Genomic DNA, 17,110 nt, shown 5'->3' on the forward strand with positions numbered 1-17,110 from the left:
CAGTATCCAGAACGAAACTAACTATGGCTACTGTAACCCGATTATTTGATATCGCTCGCTACCAAATCGAGAATAACCCCCTTGAGCGTGCGTGGGTGATGAAACAAAATGGGGTATGGGAAGGTATTTCCTCCCAGGAATTTCTAGATCGGGCTAATGCGGTAAGCCGCGCCTTATTGCGTATGGGGGTTCAACCCGGAGACAAGATTGGTGTGATCTCCATGACCAACCGGACCGAGTGGAATATCATGGACACCGGTATCCTTCAAATCGGGGCACAGAACGTGCCTATTTATCCGACTATTTCAGAAGAAGACTACGCGTATATCCTGAATCACTCCGGGAGTTCCTATTGTTTTGTTTCCTGTGAAGAAGTTCTCGGGAAGGTTCGTGCTATTGAAAAGGAAGTACCTGGCCTGAAAGCGGTGTATAGTTTTGATAAAATTGAAGGCTGCCTGCATTGGGCAGAGCTTTTGGAAAAAGGTGCCGATGATTCCAACCAGGCCGAAGTGCAGCAGCGCATGGATGCTGTAAAGCCCGAGGATCTGGCTACCTTAATTTACACCTCCGGGACAACCGGAAGACCCAAGGGAGTAATGCTATCCCACGACAATATTGTTTCCAATGTGTTGGCCAGCGATGAACGGGTCCCCTTTGAATATGGTGGGCTGGCTTTAAGTTTTCTGCCGGTTTGCCACATTTTTGAACGCATGATTCTCTACCTCTATCAGTATTGCGGAATCAGTGTGAATTTTGCCGAAGGTCTCGACATGATTAGCGATAACCTGAAGGAGGTTAAGCCGGATGTGATGACGGTGGTACCGAGGTTATTGGAAAAAGTCTACGACAAGATCGTGGCGCGGGGAGCAGATCTTACCGGGGTCAAGAAAAAACTGTTTTTCTGGGCAGTAGAACTGGGCTTGAAATTTGAACCCTACGGTGCCAATGGGTGGTGGTATGAAACCAAGCTCAAAATTGCCCGAAAACTGATCTTTTCGAAGTGGCAGGAAGCCCTGGGCGGAAACCTACAGACCATGGTCAGCGGAAGTGCGGCCTTACAACCGCGTTTGGCACGGGTTTTTGCAGCAGCGGGCATCCCGGTTATGGAAGGATATGGCCTTACGGAAACATCTCCGGTTATTTCCGTTAACGACCAACGGAATCGCGGGTGGAAAATCGGTAGTGTCGGGCGAATCATTACCGGGGTGGAAGTCAAAATTGCTTCGGATGGTGAAATCCTGTGCAAAGGCCCGAACGTGATGTTGGGATACTACAAGGATCCTGAAAAGACCAATGAGGTGCTCGAAAACGGGTATTTCCATACTGGGGATATTGGCGAGATCGATTCGGAAGGATTCCTGCGCATCACGGATCGCAAGAAGGAGATGTTTAAAACTTCGGGTGGAAAATACGTTGCCCCTCAGCTCTTAGAGAATCGTCTGAAACAATCGCGCTTTATTGAGCAGGTAATGGTCGTAGGCGAAGGAGAAAAAATGCCAGCGGCATTGATCCAACCAAATTTTGAATTTTTGGAATCCTGGGCAGAACGCCATGGAATCGCCAACAGTGGAAATGGTTCCCTACTCAGGGATCCCAAAGTCCTGGACCGCATTGAAGAGGAAGTGAGTAAGGCCAATGAGGAGTTCGCCAAGTGGGAGAAAGTAAAAACCTTCCGCCTGACGGACGATGCCTGGTCTGTAGAAGGTGGCCACCTCACCCCTACTATGAAACTCAAGCGTAAGATTATCAAGGAAAAATACCGCTCCCTCTACAACGATATCTACGGTCACCAGGATTAAATTCTCAACGTAAATAGGGTCAGACCCACCTGTCTAGTGTTTCCAGTTTATTTTAGTAATTTATTATGCATGCATAATAATTTTTGCTATATTTGGAATCCAACAATTTTGGCAACATGAAAGATTTGACCATTGATTATGCATTGCGGGCTACCTGGCAAGCAGTTGCCCGTATGTATAATGAGGAAGCCAAAAAATTTGACGGAACTATGGCCGTTGGTTTTTGCCTGTTGAGCATTGATCCGCGCGAGGGCACACCCTCTACCGCCCTGGGTCCGAAAATGGGGATGGAAGCCACCAGTCTTTCGCGAATCTTGAAGAGTATGGAGGAAAAAGGCCTGATCGAACGTCGTCCTAATCCGGAGGATGGGCGCAGCGTGCTGATCCACCTTACCCCTTTCGGCCGGACCATGCGGGAGGATTCCAAAGCTGTAGTACTTCGCTTCAACGAAGCCGTGCGTTCCGTAGTTAAACCGGCCGCACTCGAAGGGTTTTTCGAAGTCAGCACCAAAATTAACCAGCTGATCGCCGAAAAGAGAATCTACCCGGTAACCGAGGAAACCCCCGCATCCAAATCCAGTTAAAGCAGAAAATTTTCCACACGAAATAGTATCCAGACAGAACTTTCTATTATGAACAGACACATTAATAAGGTAGCAGTAATCGGTTCCGGAATCATGGGGAGCGGGATTGCCTGCCATTTCGCCAATATAGGCGTACAGGTGCTCTTATTGGACATCGTTCCCAGGGAACTGACCGAAGCGGAGAAAGCCAAAGGCCTTACGCTGGAGGACAAACGCGTTCGCAACCGGCTGGTAAATGACTCCCTGACCAAGGCGCTTAAATCCAAGCCCTCTCCTATCTACCATAAGGACATGGCCAGCAGGATCCAAACGGGTAATCTTGACGACGATATCGCCAGGGTAGCTGAAGTGGATTGGATCATCGAGGTTGTAGTAGAGCGCCTTGATATCAAAAAGCAAGTGTTCGAAAAACTCGATGCACATAGAACACCAGGCACTTTGATCAGTTCCAACACTTCGGGAATCCCCATCCGATTCATGAATGAAGGGCGAAGTGATGACTTCCAGAAACACTTTTGCGGGACACACTTTTTTAACCCGGCGCGTTACCTAAAGCTCTTTGAAATCATACCTGGGCCAAAAACAGACCCAGAAGTACTGGAGTTCCTGAATTCCTATGGCGAAAAATATCTGGGGAAAACCTCGGTAGTTGCTAAAGACACCCCAGCTTTTATCGGAAACCGAATCGGGATCTTCAGCATCATGAGTCTTTTCCATGCTGTAAAGGAAATGGGGCTTACCGTTGAGGAGGTAGATAAGCTCACCGGCCCGGTTATTGGCCGGCCTAAATCGGCAACCTTCCGTACCGTAGATGTGGTAGGGCTCGATACCCTGGTGCATGTGGCCAACGGAATAGGTGAAAACTGTCCTGACGACGAACGCAAGGAACTTTTCCAGCTACCGGAATTTATCCAGACCATGTTCGACAATAAATGGTTGGGAAGTAAAAGCGGACAGGGCTTCTACAAGAAAGTAAGCGGTAAGGATGGAAAAAGCGAAATCCTGACCCTGGACCTGGATTCTATGGACTACCGGTCTCGCAAAAAGGCCTCATTTGCTACCCTCGAGCTTACTAAAAGCGTCGACATGGTAATTGATCGTTTCCCTATCCTTATAGGAGGAAAAGACAAGGCAGGGGAATTTTACCGACAAACCCTCGGAGCGCTCTTTGCCTACGTGAGCCATCGCATCCCGGAGATTACGGATGCGCTCTATAAAATAGACGATGCCATGAAGGCGGGGTTTGGCTGGGAGCACGGACCTTTCCAAATCTGGGACGCTGTGGGCCTCGACAAAGGTATTGCCCTGGCGCAGGAAGCCGGACAGGAAGTGGCAGCCTGGGTAAATACGATGAAAGACAAAGGGGTAAACGCTTTCTATGAAGTTCGTGAGGGGGCTACCTACTTCTACGACATCGATGCGGGTAGCGTGGAGCGCAAGCCCGGTCAGGATGCCTTTATTATCCTCGATAATATCCGGGAATCCAAAGCTGTCTTTAAGAACAGTGGTGTGGTTGTAGAAGACCTTGGAGATGGTATCCTCAATGTAGAATTCCGTTCCAAAATGAATACGATTGGTGGAGATGTCCTGGCTGGTCTGAATACCGCTGTGGACATGGCCGAAAAGGATTTCCGCGGACTGGTCGTTGGGAACCAGGCGGCCAATTTCTCTGTAGGGGCCAATATCGGAATGATCTTCATGATGGCTGTGGAGCAGGAATACGATGAGCTGAACCAGGCCATCAAGTACTTCCAGGACACCATGATGCGTATGCGCTATTCAGATATCCCGGTAATCGCGGCACCCCATGGTATGTGCCTGGGTGGCGGTTGCGAGTTAAGCCTACACGCCGACAAAGTGGTTGCCGCAGCCGAAACCTATATCGGGCTGGTAGAATTCGGTGTAGGTGTCATTCCAGGCGGAGGCGGTTCCAAAGAAATGACCCTCCGCGCTTCGGACACCTTCCAAAAGAACGATGTGGAACTTAACGTGCTCCGGGAATATTTCCTGACCATTGGTACTGCCAAAGTGAGCACTTCCGCCTACGAAGCTTTCGATACGGGAATCCTTCAGAAAGGGAAAGACGTCGTAGTCGTCAATAAAGATCGGCAAATTGCTACAGCAAAGGCCTATGCCTCCCTGCTGGCCGACCAGGGATATACCCGTCCGGTAGAACGCACGGATGTCAAGGTCCTCGGAAAACAGGCACTTGGAATGTTCCTGGTAGGAACGGATTCCATGCAAGCCGGTAAATACATATCAGATCACGACAAGAAAATTGCAAACAAGCTGGCCTGGGTTATGGCCGGGGGAGATCTCTCAGAGGCGAGTTATGTGAGCGAGCGCTACCTGCTCGACCTGGAACGGGAAGCTTTCCTTTCCTTATGCACCGAGCGTAAAACCCTGGAAAGAATCCAACATATGTTACAAAAGGGCAAGCCATTGCGCAATTAATATTAAAGGCAAACAAGATGAAAACAGCATATATCGTAAAAGCTTATCGCACGGCCGTTGGAAAAGCACCCCGTGGTACCTTCAGGTTCAAAAGACCGGATGAGTTGGCCGGGGAAACCATCTCCTACATGATGGAACAGCTGCCCGAGTTGGACAAGAAACGAATCGATGACGTAATTGTGGGTAATGCCATGCCCGAGGCGGAACAAGGCCTCAATATGGCGCGACTCATTTCCCTGATGGGCTTGCATATTGAAGATGTTCCGGGTGTGACCGTGAACCGTTATTGTGCATCCGGACTGGAAACGATTGCGATGGCCACGGCCAAAATCCAATCGGGAATGGCCGAGTGTATTATTGCGGGTGGCGCGGAATCCATGAGCTACATCCCCATGGGAGGATATAAACCCGTTCCGGACTACGGACTCGCCAAGGCCGGACACGAAGATTACTACTGGGGTATGGGACTCACCGCAGAGGCCGTTGCCAACGAGTATAAGATTTCAAGAGAAGACCAGGATGCCTTTGCCTTTGAATCACATCAACGCGCCCTGAAAGCACAGGCCGAAGGCAAATTTGACAGTCAGATTGTTCCGATTTCCGTAGAGCATACCTATGTCAAAAACGACAAAAAAACCACGGATTCCTACGAGGTAAAACAAGACGAGGGACCACGTGCAGACACTAATATTGCTGCTTTGGGGCGCTTGCGTCCTGTATTTGCGGATGGTGGAAGTGTCACAGCCGGCAACAGCTCACAAATGAGCGATGGGGCCGCTTTTGTGATGGTCATGAGCGAAGCAATGGTTAAGGAGTTGAACCTGGAGCCTATTGCCCGCCTGGTGAATTACGCAGCTGTTGGCGTGGAACCCCGAATTATGGGTATAGGACCGGTTAAGGCTATTCCAAAAGCCCTCAAACTGGCTGGAAAAGAAATTAAGGACCTGGAATTGATCGAATTGAATGAGGCCTTTGCCTCCCAGTCCCTCGCGGTGATTCGCGAGCTGGGTCTGAACCCGGATATCGTCAATGTAAATGGAGGAGCCATTGCCCTGGGTCACCCCCTGGGATGTACCGGTGCAAAGCTTTCCGTTCAACTTTTTGACGAAATGCGCCACCGCAACTTAAACGGGAAATACGGCATGGTTACCATGTGTGTGGGAACTGGTCAGGGAGCAGCGGGCGTTTACGAGTTTTTGTCGTAGGCGAACCCGAGTGGCTAAGTCATAAATAGAACTGAAAAAGAAAATAACCTATTAATACCATTAACATGAGTACAGAAACCAAGGAAAAGGAAATCCTGCGCGGCGGACAATTCCTGGTAAAGGAAACGGCCTGTGAAGACGTTTTTACCCTGGAAGACCTGAGTGAGGAACAGCGCATGATGCGCGACAGTACGGTCGAATTTGTAGACCGCGAACTATGGGCCCACTGGGAGCGCTTTGAACAAAAAGACTACGAGTACACCAAAACGTGTATGCAAAAAGCCGGTGAAATGGGCTTTTTGAGTATTTCTGTTCCAGAAGCCTACGGTGGAATGGGCATGGGATTCGTAGACACCATGCTGGTTTGTGATTACATTTCCGGAGCCACAGGTTCCTTCTCCACAGCTTTTGGTGCCCATACCGGGATTGGAACCATGCCAATTACCCTGTACGGAACCGAGGAGCAGAAAACGAAATACGTTCCTAAACTCGCGAGCGGAGAATGGTTTGGCGCATACTGCCTAACCGAACCCGGAGCGGGATCGGATGCGAATTCCGGGAAAACCAAAGCTGTGCTGACCGATGACGGGAAACATTACCTGATCTCCGGTCAGAAAATGTGGATTTCCAATGCCGGTTTCTGCAACTTGTTTATTGTCTTTGCACGGATCGGCGACGATAAGAATATCACTGGCTTTATTGTTGAAAATGATCCGGAGAATGGCATTTCCCTGGGAGACGAAGAGAAGAAACTCGGAATCCATTCCTCCTCTACCCGCCAGGTATTCTTTAACGAAACCAAGGTGCCTGTCGAAAACATGCTTTCCGAAAGGGGAAATGGCTTTAAGATTGCCATGAACGCCCTGAATGTAGGAAGAATCAAGTTGGCTGCTGCCTGTCTGGAAGCCCAACGTCGGGTAACTGATGAGGCAGTAACCTATGCCAAGGAACGGGTACAGTTCAAAACACCGATCATCAATTTTGGAGCGATAAAGGCTAAGATCGCCACGATGGCAACCAATGCCTATGTGGGAGAAGCTGCCTGCTATCGCGCAGCTAAAAATATCCAGGACCGCATTGAGCTTCGCGTAGCTGCCGGGAACTCCCATCAGGAAGCGGAGTTGAAGGGTGTGGAAGAGTACGCCATTGAGTGTTCCATCCTGAAAGTTGCCGTATCCGAAGATGTTCAGGAAACCACAGACGAAGGAATCCAGATTTTCGGAGGAATGGGCTTCAGCGCCGATACTCCTATGGAATCGGCCTGGAGGGACGCCCGAATTGCCCGGATTTATGAGGGAACCAATGAGATCAATCGCATGCTCAGCGTAGGGATGCTGGTCAAGAAAGCCATGAAAGGCCACGTAGATCTACTTGGGCCGGCCACAGCGGTTGGCGAAGAGCTTATGGGTATACCTTCTTTTGACACCCCGGACTTTTCCGAGTTATTTTCTGAAGAGAAAGACTTGATCAAGCGCCTGAAAAAGGTGTTCCTGATGGTTGCCGGGAAAGCAGTGCAAACCTTTGGACCTGATCTCGAGGAGCACCAACAACTACTGATGGCTGCCTCCGATATCCTGATTCAAATCTATATGGCAGAATCCGCAGTGCTTCGCGCTGAAAAGAATGCCAAAAAGCTAGGGGAAGCTGCACAGCAGACCCAAATTGCGATGGCGCGTTTGAACCTTTACGAAGCTACCGACATCGTAATTCGAAAAGGAAAAGAAGCCATAGTGTCCTTCGCAGAAGGCGATGAACAACGCATGATGCTCATGGGGCTCAAACGCTTCACAAAATATACCAATACCCCCAACGTAGTTGCGCTGCGCGAGATGATCGCCGACAGTGTTGCGGAAGCCGGTGGGTACACCTTTGACTAATTCAATGCTGCCTAATTGAGGCTAAATTGGAACCGCCCCCGATTGGGGGCGGTTTTGTTTTAAAGGTGATGAAGGATTCCATTACATTTGGATGGTAGAACAAGTGAGCATGCCATCCCATTTGAAAATCCAGCTACAGAAGAAAAGAGACCTGGCCATCCTGAGGTGTGAGCGCCCGGATGGTTCCATCACCTTTTCCCGCATGCAGCACGCCATGGCGTTTCACGATCTCGCCCATTACGCGGTAGAGATGGAACTCGGCTTTTCTCAAGCCTTCTACGGGTTGTTGGCGGAAGGCTATGCTATCGAGGATTTTGAATTGCCCAGGGATAAAAGACCCGAAGCCCTGATCCCGGCGAATTTGCCCGAAGAATCCCTACAAACCGAGCACCTGGTTAATTTACTGCAGGTTCACGCCATCCAGGACTCCACGACAGATATTCGGAAGCAGTTGGCCGAGATCCTCGCGGAAAACGAGCTGAGCTATCCGAAAAACCTAAGCCCGGAGCGTTTGGCGTCCATTCAAGAGAGGCTCCAGGAGCTGTTGGAGAACTGGAAGCGACTGCAAGTCGGACAATCCCTGGAATTGAGCTTCCCCCTGGATTAAGTCAGACTTAATTTTTCATCGATTCCAAAACGCGTTCCACGCTATCCTTGTTGGAAAAGTTTATCGCACATTCGATTAAGGCCAGGTGGGAGTACGCCTGAGGGAAATTCCCCAACAGTCGCTTGGTTTTGAAATCGATATCCTCGCTGAAAAGACCGAGGTGGTTGCTGTACGAAAGCAATTGATCAAAGAGCTGCTGCGCCCGCTCCTCCTCTCCTATCTTAAAGAGGCTATTGATAAACCAAAAGGTACAGATGGTGAAGGAAGAAGAGGGTAATCCAAAATCGTCCTGGTTCTTGTAGCGGTAGAGCAGGCCGTCGTTACTCAACTCCTTCTCAACCGCTTTCACGGTGCTGATGAATTTTTCGTCCCGGGCATGGATAAAGCCATAGCTTTCCATGAGCAGTACCGACGCGTCCATATCCGAGGAGCCGTAGCTCTGGGTAAAGGCCTTCACCTTGGGATTCCAGGCGTTTTCATGGATATCTTCCCGGATCTGTTGTTCCAGCACCGACCATTTGTCGATTTTGCGCTGTTTGTTGAAAATTCGGGCAATCTTGATAGCCCGGTCAATGGCTACCCAGCACAGTACCTTGGAAAAGGTGAAATGCCGGTCTTCGGATCGGAATTCCCAAATACCTTTATCTGGCTCTTGCCAGTGTTTATCTACAATCCAGACAATTCCTTTGGTAAGGCTCCACAGTTCTTCGCCATGGTCGATATTGTTTTTGAAGCGGACGAGTTGGGCGTGGATAACATCCATAAGAATCCCGTAAATATCGTTTTGCTGCTGCTTATACGCTGCGTTTCCAATGCGCACGGGTTTGGATCCCTTATAGCCTTCCAGGTGGTCCAGGGTAGCTTCTGTGAGCTTCTTTTCCTTGTTGATCCCGTACATGATCTGCAATTTCTCGTCTTTGTCCGGAATCAAATCCACGATAAAGTTCAGATAACGCCTGGCTACGTTTTTATGTCCGAGTTCGGAAACTACCTTCACGACCATGGAAGCATCCCGGATCCAGCAAAAGCGGTAATCCCAATTCCGCACTTCTCCTATCGTTTCCGGCAGGGAGGTGGTTGCCGCTGCAAGGATGGCCCCGGAGCGATCATAGCTCAGTAATTTCAGCGTTATGGCCGAGCGCTTGATCTGCTTGTCGTAGCGTCGGTAATCCGGTGTCTGGTTACTCCAATTGAGCCAGTATACCTTGGTCCGTTCCATTTCCAGATAGGTCTTTCGAACATTCGGGCGGAACAGTTTTTCGTTGTAGGACAGGAGGAAGTAGCCGTCCTTCTTCAATTGAATCTTACGCCCATCGGCCACAGCGTTTTTATTGAAGGAGGTATAGAGGAAAACCGTATCAAAACGCTTACCGCGATTGAGGCTTACCACAAAGGCGTGCTTGACATAGGTTTCTGTTTTCCCCTTGGCGTACTCCAGCTTGGGGTCAAATTTCACGCTGAATTCAGGATTGCCTTTAATCAGGCGTACATATCGGATAATTTCCGGGGGGGAATAATGATTACCGTTTTCGCGCAGGTAGCGGGGCATAAAATCCCGCACTTCAAAGATGTCTTCCCCGTTATCAAAGCGGGTAATCAGAAGGGCCGTATTCTTTTTGTAGCGCTGGGTTATTCGATAGCTTTCATCGACCAGAAATTCAAAACTACCTCCCTTTTTCTCATCGAGGAGTTTTGCGAAGATGGAAGGGGAATCGAATTCGGGCAAACAACACCAGTCCAGAGAACCGGATTGAGAAATAAGGGCCGCCGAACGGCAATTGCCTATTATTCCATAATTGAGGTTATCCATAAATTGGATTTTAGGATTAGTGATTGCTAGAATTGGATAGGCCCACGAATTTCACGAAATTTAGACAAATAGCAAGCAAATCGCGGAAATATCACCGCTATAATCGCCAAATCGCTCCATAAATGAGTAAAACCATCATCGTTTCCAACAGACTCCCCGTTCAATTGCAAATTTCCGAAGGCAAGATCACTGCCATTCCCAGTGTCGGTGGGCTGGCCACAGGGATGAAATCCGTGCACAGTGGGGGCGAAAGCCTGTGGATCGGGTGGAGTGGCCTGACCCAGGAGGAAATTCCGGAAGATTTAGTCGGGGACATTGACGAGGCCCTTGCCGGGCAGGGTTGTAGCAAGGTAGCCCTCAGTCAGGAGGAAGTCGATGGGTTTTACTTTGGATTCAGCAACCGGACAATCTGGCCCCTGTTCCATTATTTTATGGAATACACAGAGTTTGAGTGGGATTTCTGGGAGGCTTATGAAGCTGTCAATCGAAAATTTGCGGATGCTATTCTGGAGCAGACTTCTGAAGATGATGTTGTGTGGGTTCACGATTACCAGCTAATGCTGGTCCCGGAAATGCTTCGGGCGGAGCGACCTGGCCTTTCCATTGGGTTTTTTCTGCATATCCCCTTCCCTTCTTATGAGATCTTCCGAACCATGCCCTGGCGTCGGGAAGTGCTGGCGGGATTATTGGGGTCGGACCTCATCGGTTTCCATACCTACGACTACGAACGTCACTTTCTGAGTTCGGTCCGGCGTATCCTGGGGCATGAAGTGAGCTTCAATGAAATTCACCTCGACGACAGAGTGGCCAAGGTCGATTCTTTTCCTATGGGGATCGACTACAAAAAATTCCACGAGGCGGCGATCCGGCATCGCGAGATGAAGCCCGGGGAGGAATCGGACCTGCAACAGCGCCTGAATTCGCACAAAGCTTCCACCCCCAATGCCAAATTCTTCCTTTCCATTGATCGCCTGGATTACAGTAAAGGGATTGCAAAACGGATCAAGGCCTTTGAATACTTCCTCCAGAAATATCCGGAATACAAGGAAAAAGTACGGCTGATTATTCTGGCCGTACCCTCCCGATCCCTGGTTCCCCAGTATCAGCTACTCAAGAAAGAAATAGATGAACTAGTGGGGCGGATTAATGGGGAAATCTCCACAGTGAGCTGGACTCCAATCTGGTACTTTTATCGATCCCTGCCATTTGACAACCTGATAGACCTGTATACCACCTGCGACATTGCCTGGCTTACCCCCATTCGGGATGGAATGAACCTGGTTGCCAAGGAATATATTGCCACACGCACCGACCAGACCGGGGTTTTGCTACTATCCGAAATGGCCGGATCCGCCAATGAAATGCATGAATCCCTCCTGATTAACCCGAACAACTTTGAGCAGATCGCCGATTCGCTGCACCAGGCGATAACCATGCCGGTTTCCGAGCAGATCGCCCGAAATGCACCAATGCAAAAGCGATTGGAACGATACAACGTCGAAAAGTGGGCGCGGGATTTTATGGATTCCCTGAAAGCCCAGCAAAACCGAGATTATTCCCAGGTGGCCAGCCGACTTTCGGTAGACCTGACCAATACCTTGATTAAGACCTACAGGGAAGCAAAGCGAAGGATCCTATTCCTGGATTATGACGGTACCCTGGCCGGATTCCGCACCGACCCGCAAAAGGCAGCCCCTGATGAAGAACTCTACGAATTGCTCGACAATCTGTACCGTCAGGAAAACACGGATATCTTCCTGATTAGCGGGCGAGACAAAGACACGTTTGATCGTTGGTTCAATGGTCGCGACTATGCCATGATCGTGGAACACGGGGTGTGGATCTCTGAAAACAACGCCCCGTTTAAAATGCTCGAAAACGTGAAGAACGACTGGATGGACAAGATTCGTCCGGTTCTGGAATCCTTTGTGGATCGAACTCCCGGCTCCTTTATCGAGGATAAGAATTACTCCGTGGCCTGGCATTACCGCAATACAGACCCGGATTTCGGACAAAAGCGGGCAACGGAACTCAATACGGTATTGACCTCCCTGATCGCCAACGACGACCTCAGTGTCCTCAACGGCAACAAAGTTGTCGAAATCAAAAGCAGTAATGTCAACAAAGGCCGTGCGGCAATGCGCATGATTGCGCGAAAGGAATACGATTTTATTTTTGCGATTGGCGATGACTGGACCGATGAATTCATGTTCCAGGAATTGCCCAAGGACGCCGTTACGGTAAAAGTGGGTCGTATGAAGACCCAGGCACGCTACTATGTGGATAATATCTCTTCGGTGCGCGGGCTGCTGCAGCGCTTCGTCGAGCCCTGATCGCGTTAAGCCCAACAGACCGGCTAAGGCATTGAAATATTGTAAACCTGTGGGTATTTCGCTACTTTCACAGGAACTCTGGCCAAGGCCTTAGCTATAATCTACCAACCTATGAAATCCCTGCTCACTTGCGGTTTACTGTTCGTTTCCTCTTTGGCTATCGGGCAACCGGATACCGACGTTTACATTGCTGAACTAACGCTTAGTTCCAAGGCCATTGTGGTGAAAAACCCTTTCAATGTCAGCAACAATCCGGGTTATGACAACCAGCCTTCTTTCCGTTCGGATGGTGAAATCCTGATTTATGCTAAAACACGAAACGGACAAACGGACATCGCCGATTACGATCCGGAATCAGGGCATGGGAGCTGGCTTACCAATACCCCGGGAGGCAGTGAATATTCCCCTACGGAAATACCTGAAACAAATTCTGTTTCCGCCATCCGCCTGGACACTACCGGCCTGCAGCGGCTCTATCGCTATGAATTCAAGGACCGGGAAAAATCACAGGTGCTCTTCGACGACCTGAAAATCGGGTACCATCTCTGGTTTCGTCCAAATATCCTGGTGTGCACTGTGCTCACTGAAAACCGAATGGACCTGGTGGTAGCCTACCCGGAAGACCAAACTGCAAATACCTATCAGAAAAAAGTAGGGCGCAGCCTGCACCGTATACCCGGGCGGGACCTGATCAGCTATGTTTCCCTGGAAGATGGCAAACCCATCCTGAAATCCATGGACCCGATTTCGGGGAGCACAGCGATCATTGCCCCCCTTCCGGAAGGGATACAGGATGTCTGCTGGCTTCCCAATGGCTTACTCCTATGCGGAGGCGACGGTATCCTGCAGCTTTGGGATCCCGAAAAATCGGCATGGAACACTGCTGTTGAGTTGGGTAATGACTTCGGACAAATAAGTCGGATTGCCGTTAACAAGCAGGGAACGCTGATCGCCCTGGTCAATACCAAAACACAACGCAATTAATCCCTATGAAATTTCCTCACGACAGTAACCGAATTCAGGCATTCAGTGATGGGGTTTTCGCTTTTGCTGCGACCCTGATGGTCGTTAGCCTGGATTTCGAAGGGGGCTTCAAAACCCTGATGACCCAATGGACCGACTTGATCGCTTTTGGGGTTAGCTTCTTTGTCCTGGTGGCTTTTTGGGTGGTTCATTACAATTACTTCAGAAGATCGGGCTATGTAGATTACTGGATCATTACCTTCAATACCTTATTGCTCTTTGTAATCCTCTACTATGTCTTCCCCCTGAAATCTTTGGTGACTTCCTGGTTGGGCGCCGAACGAATTACAATGGCGGAACTGGCGAGCCTTTTTGAATTATACAGTATTGGCTTTGCACTTATTTTCCTCTGTTACGCCCTGATGTACTTCCGTGCCTATCGGAAGGAAAAATCTATGGAATCGGCATTGGTGTTGTATTTTTATGCACGCCATTTTAGCATATACATCGTGGTTGGTGTCCTTTCAGTAGCGCTTTCTGCCATGAATATCGGAGTTACTTTTGGGTTGCCAGGTTTTGTTTATGCATTACTGGGACCTTTGTGTTACTTCCATTCTGTCCTTTTCCGGCGACAGTTTGGGGAGTGGGAAACCTGAGCATGACCTGCCTCCCCTCATTATTGATAACTATAAAATAGCATGCAAATATGAAACTTAGATTGCTGTTCTTCCTCGCATTACTCGGATTATCGGGGACCGTATTTTCGCAAACCGATTCCCGTATTTACGACATAATCGATGCTGTCTCTGAAAGCCGTATCGGAGCCGATGTAGCTACCCTGGCCGGATTCGGGACGCGACATACCCTCAGTGATACCGTCTCACAGACCCGAGGAATCGGGGCTGCCCGTCGCTGGATCAAGGCCGAGTTCGATAAAATCTCCGCCGATTGCGGGGGTTGCCTCGAGGTCTTTTATCAGCGAAATCTGGTGAAAGAAGGGGAAGGATCCCGAATTATCCGCGATGTCTGGGTCGTTAATGTTGTGGCTATCCTAAGAGGAACGGAAACTCCGGATAACTACATCATGATGAGCGGAGATATCGATTCAAGGGTAAGTGATCCTGTCGATTTCACCTCTGATTCTCCTGGAGCCAATGACAATGCCAGCGGAATGGCAGGCACTATTGAAGCCGCACGGGTGCTCTCCAAGTACCAGTTTAAGTCCAGTGTGGTCTTTGCAGGGCTCTCAGGCGAAGAGCAGGGCTTGTTTGGAGGAAGGGGCCTGGCTGCCTATGCCAAAGAACAAGGCTGGAACCTGATTGGAATACTGAACAATGACATGATCGGAAATATCCGGGGCCTCGATGGTGTTATTAGCAACCGCGATTTCCGAATTTTCTCTGAACCCGTTCCTCCGACTGAGACGGATAGGCAAAGACGCGGGCGTCGATTTTATGGAGGGGAAGTGGATGGAATCTCTAGGCAACTTGCCCGATACATCCACAAAACTACGCAGACGTATATGCCTGAGATGAACCCGATGATGATTTATCGTCTGGATCGCTTCGGACGCGGCGGCCACCACCGGCCGTTTAACGATCTGGGATTTGCCGGGGTCCGTATCATGGAAGCTCACGAAAATTATACCCAGCAACATCAGGACATTCGCGTCGAAGATGGAATCGCCTATGGCGATGTGTTGGAACATGTAAACTTTCCGTATGCAGCCAAACTCACCGCGGTAAATGCTATTGCCCTCGCCTCCCTGGCCTGGGCCCCTCCAGCACCGACTAATGTAGAAATCGGTGGAATCGTGGAGCCTTCAGCCAAACTGCGTTGGGAAGCTTCGCCGGGTGCTGTGGGCTACAAAGTATATTGGCGGGATACCACCTCCCCGACCTGGGATCATTTCAGGATGGTTGGGAATGTCACCGAAACGACGCTAGAAGGGATCGTTATTGATAACTTTTTCTTTGGAGTAGCTGCGATTGGACCCGATGGTCATGAAAGCCCTGTTGTCTTTCCCGGAGGTGTATTTCGGGATTAAAGGGGGGATAAGTCCACATTAAATCGCTCATGAATCTGAAACTACCCGTGCCTACTATGAAAACTAAAACCCTATCCCTGTTCGCCCTTAGAAATACTGTTTTCATGGCATCGGGACTGGCATTGCTACTGATCACTTCCTGCGGGGAAAGCAAGGAAGCTGAAACCAGCATGTATGATCCTGCCACCATGCATTTTCCGGATGTGGAAGGATTGTTCAATTACTTCCACCAACTTAACGCCAGTCGTCAGTTTGAAGCGCTTGGGGATACGCTCTCCGCAGCAAACAAAGATTTGCGCTCATCCGTACTTTCCATTCAGGCTGCCTATGGGTATTGGGAAGCAGGTATGGATCAGCAGGCTGCAGAGCAGTTGCACCTGGCCATTGACCAGGGTATGTCTGACCCTAACGTTCTCGATAAATTTGTACGCCCTGGACGCGTTCCAGAGGGCGGGGTTTGGGAGAGTCTTCAAAGCCGCCTGGACTCTATTCAGGAATTATTGGGCAACATTGAGCACTTTGAGTTCCGCACGGAAGCCATGGATGCCTTCTGGCCCCATTTCAACAAAGCTGTAGCCGATACAACCCAGGCCCGGTTGGCCTTGAAATCCTTCATTGCTGAAGGGCCTCAGGAACTCCGGGATTACTATGTTATTCGCTACGGTAGTATTGATAATATGTTCGGACAAATGATCAACGGAGCCCCGGATTACTACCAATATCTGGAAGGCCAGTTCCAGGCCGACAGCCTCGCTCCCATTCGCGGTGAAATCCTGGAAGCTATGTCCCGATTAAAGGAGTATTATCCCAATGCCGTCTTTCCTAAAGTCTTTGTGGTTCCCGGTATCCTGAACTCAGGAGGAACGGCAACTGAAATGGGAATGTTCCTGGGTGGGGACATGTACGGGAAGTCCGCGGAGATGCCAGTGGAATCTCTGAACGACTGGCAGCGGGAGTCTATTATGGACTTTACCTCCCTGCCCCAGCTTACCATCCATGAACTCATGCATTTTCAACAGCACTACCGGGATCGGGACAACCAGGAGACCTTGCTCTCGGCGGCAATCCAGGAAGGTGTCTGTGATTTTCTGGCAGAGCTTTGCCTGGGATCGTCCCATGAAAATGAGAACCTGACTTTTATGGCCGATCCTGACAACAGCGCCTGGATTTTTGGAGAATTCAAAGAAGAAATGATGGGCGATGACAATAGCAAGTGGCTCTACAACGGCGGTAGTATCGAAGATCGCCCTGCAGATTTAGGGTATACCCTGGGATACCTCATTACGAAATCCTATTTCGAACAACAGGAGAATAAACAAGATGCCGTCAATGAACTGCTGACCACGGATGATTTCCGAAAAATTGTGGCAGGCAGTTCCTATGCCGAGGTATTGGGGATGGATGAAGACATACTCCCCTAGTTACAGCATT

General features: G+C 49.6%; 12 protein-coding genes. 11 read left to right on the plus strand and 1 reads right to left on the minus strand.

What is annotated here, in order from left to right:
- Window positions 1-23 precede the first annotated feature (23 nt).
- The 6 genes from BM318_RS00335 (at window position 24) to BM318_RS00360 (ending at window position 8,526) form a co-directional block, all read left to right on the plus strand.
- Window positions 24-1,799 (plus strand): AMP-dependent synthetase/ligase, encoded by a 1,776-nt coding sequence (locus BM318_RS00335; protein WP_092979774.1) that lies wholly within the window; start codon window positions 24-26, stop codon window positions 1,797-1,799.
- 116 nt (window positions 1,800-1,915) lie between these two features.
- Window positions 1,916-2,383, plus strand: coding sequence for a MarR family winged helix-turn-helix transcriptional regulator (locus tag BM318_RS00340; protein WP_092981992.1), 468 nt, complete (start codon window positions 1,916-1,918; stop codon window positions 2,381-2,383).
- A gap of 48 nt (window positions 2,384-2,431) precedes the next feature.
- Entirely contained in the window at window positions 2,432-4,837 is a 2,406-nt protein-coding gene (locus BM318_RS00345; RefSeq protein ID WP_092979777.1) for a 3-hydroxyacyl-CoA dehydrogenase/enoyl-CoA hydratase family protein, read from the plus strand.
- A 17-nt stretch (window positions 4,838-4,854) separates the two neighbouring features.
- Window positions 4,855-6,042 carry an acetyl-CoA C-acyltransferase gene (locus BM318_RS00350; RefSeq protein ID WP_092979780.1) on the plus strand — a complete coding sequence of 396 codons (1,188 nt, stop codon included), beginning with the start codon at window positions 4,855-4,857 and terminating at the stop codon, window positions 6,040-6,042.
- Window positions 6,043-6,107: 65 nt separating this feature from the next.
- Entirely contained in the window at window positions 6,108-7,919 is a 1,812-nt protein-coding gene (locus BM318_RS00355) for an acyl-CoA dehydrogenase family protein (RefSeq protein ID WP_092979782.1), read from the plus strand.
- A 109-nt stretch (window positions 7,920-8,028) separates the two neighbouring features.
- Window positions 8,029-8,526, plus strand: a complete 498-nt coding sequence (locus tag BM318_RS00360) for a hypothetical protein (protein ID WP_092979785.1) — start codon at window positions 8,029-8,031, stop codon at window positions 8,524-8,526.
- 7 nt (window positions 8,527-8,533) lie between these two features.
- Here the strand turns inward: BM318_RS00360 and BM318_RS00365 are convergent, their stop codons facing one another.
- On the minus strand, window positions 8,534-10,336 hold the full coding sequence (locus BM318_RS00365) for a glycoside hydrolase family 15 protein (protein WP_092979786.1): 1,803 nt from the start codon (window positions 10,334-10,336) through the stop codon (window positions 8,534-8,536).
- A gap of 122 nt (window positions 10,337-10,458) precedes the next feature.
- On the opposite strand from BM318_RS00365, the gene BM318_RS00370 reads away from it, so the two are divergent.
- From BM318_RS00370 to BM318_RS00390, 5 genes are all read left to right on the plus strand, one after another.
- Window positions 10,459-12,669 carry a bifunctional alpha,alpha-trehalose-phosphate synthase (UDP-forming)/trehalose-phosphatase gene (locus tag BM318_RS00370; protein ID WP_092979788.1) on the plus strand — a complete coding sequence of 737 codons (2,211 nt, stop codon included), beginning with the start codon at window positions 10,459-10,461 and terminating at the stop codon, window positions 12,667-12,669.
- Window positions 12,670-12,780: 111 nt separating this feature from the next.
- Window positions 12,781-13,653, plus strand: coding sequence for a TolB-like translocation protein (locus tag BM318_RS00375; RefSeq protein WP_092979789.1), 873 nt, complete (start codon window positions 12,781-12,783; stop codon window positions 13,651-13,653).
- A gap of 5 nt (window positions 13,654-13,658) precedes the next feature.
- Window positions 13,659-14,288 carry a TMEM175 family protein gene (locus BM318_RS00380; protein WP_092979791.1) on the plus strand — a complete coding sequence of 210 codons (630 nt, stop codon included), beginning with the start codon at window positions 13,659-13,661 and terminating at the stop codon, window positions 14,286-14,288.
- A 50-nt stretch (window positions 14,289-14,338) separates the two neighbouring features.
- The gene (locus BM318_RS00385) at window positions 14,339-15,679 is read left to right on the plus strand and encodes a M28 family metallopeptidase (RefSeq protein WP_092979793.1); all 1,341 of its coding nucleotides are present in this window, start codon (window positions 14,339-14,341) and stop codon (window positions 15,677-15,679) included.
- A gap of 56 nt (window positions 15,680-15,735) precedes the next feature.
- Window positions 15,736-17,100, plus strand: coding sequence for a gliding motility protein GldB-related protein (locus tag BM318_RS00390; RefSeq protein WP_177218229.1), 1,365 nt, complete (start codon window positions 15,736-15,738; stop codon window positions 17,098-17,100).
- Window positions 17,101-17,110: the final 10 nt, after the last annotated feature.

It is taken from the genome of Robiginitalea myxolifaciens (assembly GCF_900115205.1).
GTDB lineage: Bacteria > Bacteroidota > Bacteroidia > Flavobacteriales > Flavobacteriaceae > Robiginitalea > Robiginitalea myxolifaciens.

Excerpts from the sequence above, each read along its gene's own strand:
- BM318_RS00335 (WP_092979774.1), top strand. The coding sequence starts at position 24 with ATGGCTACTGTAACCCGATTATTTGATATCGCTCGCTACCAAATCGAG.
- BM318_RS00340 (WP_092981992.1), top strand. The coding sequence starts at position 1,916 with ATGAAAGATTTGACCATTGATTATGCATTGCGGGCTACCTGGCAAGCA.
- BM318_RS00345 (WP_092979777.1), top strand. The coding sequence starts at position 2,432 with ATGAACAGACACATTAATAAGGTAGCAGTAATCGGTTCCGGAATCATG.
- BM318_RS00350 (WP_092979780.1), top strand. The coding sequence starts at position 4,855 with ATGAAAACAGCATATATCGTAAAAGCTTATCGCACGGCCGTTGGAAAA.
- BM318_RS00355 (WP_092979782.1), top strand. The coding sequence starts at position 6,108 with ATGAGTACAGAAACCAAGGAAAAGGAAATCCTGCGCGGCGGACAATTC.
- BM318_RS00360 (WP_092979785.1), top strand. The coding sequence starts at position 8,029 with ATGCCATCCCATTTGAAAATCCAGCTACAGAAGAAAAGAGACCTGGCC.
- BM318_RS00365 (WP_092979786.1), bottom strand. The coding sequence starts at position 10,336 with ATGGATAACCTCAATTATGGAATAATAGGCAATTGCCGTTCGGCGGCC.
- BM318_RS00370 (WP_092979788.1), top strand. The coding sequence starts at position 10,459 with ATGAGTAAAACCATCATCGTTTCCAACAGACTCCCCGTTCAATTGCAA.
- BM318_RS00375 (WP_092979789.1), top strand. The coding sequence starts at position 12,781 with ATGAAATCCCTGCTCACTTGCGGTTTACTGTTCGTTTCCTCTTTGGCT.
- BM318_RS00380 (WP_092979791.1), top strand. The coding sequence starts at position 13,659 with ATGAAATTTCCTCACGACAGTAACCGAATTCAGGCATTCAGTGATGGG.
- BM318_RS00385 (WP_092979793.1), top strand. The coding sequence starts at position 14,339 with ATGAAACTTAGATTGCTGTTCTTCCTCGCATTACTCGGATTATCGGGG.
- BM318_RS00390 (WP_177218229.1), top strand. The coding sequence starts at position 15,736 with ATGAAAACTAAAACCCTATCCCTGTTCGCCCTTAGAAATACTGTTTTC.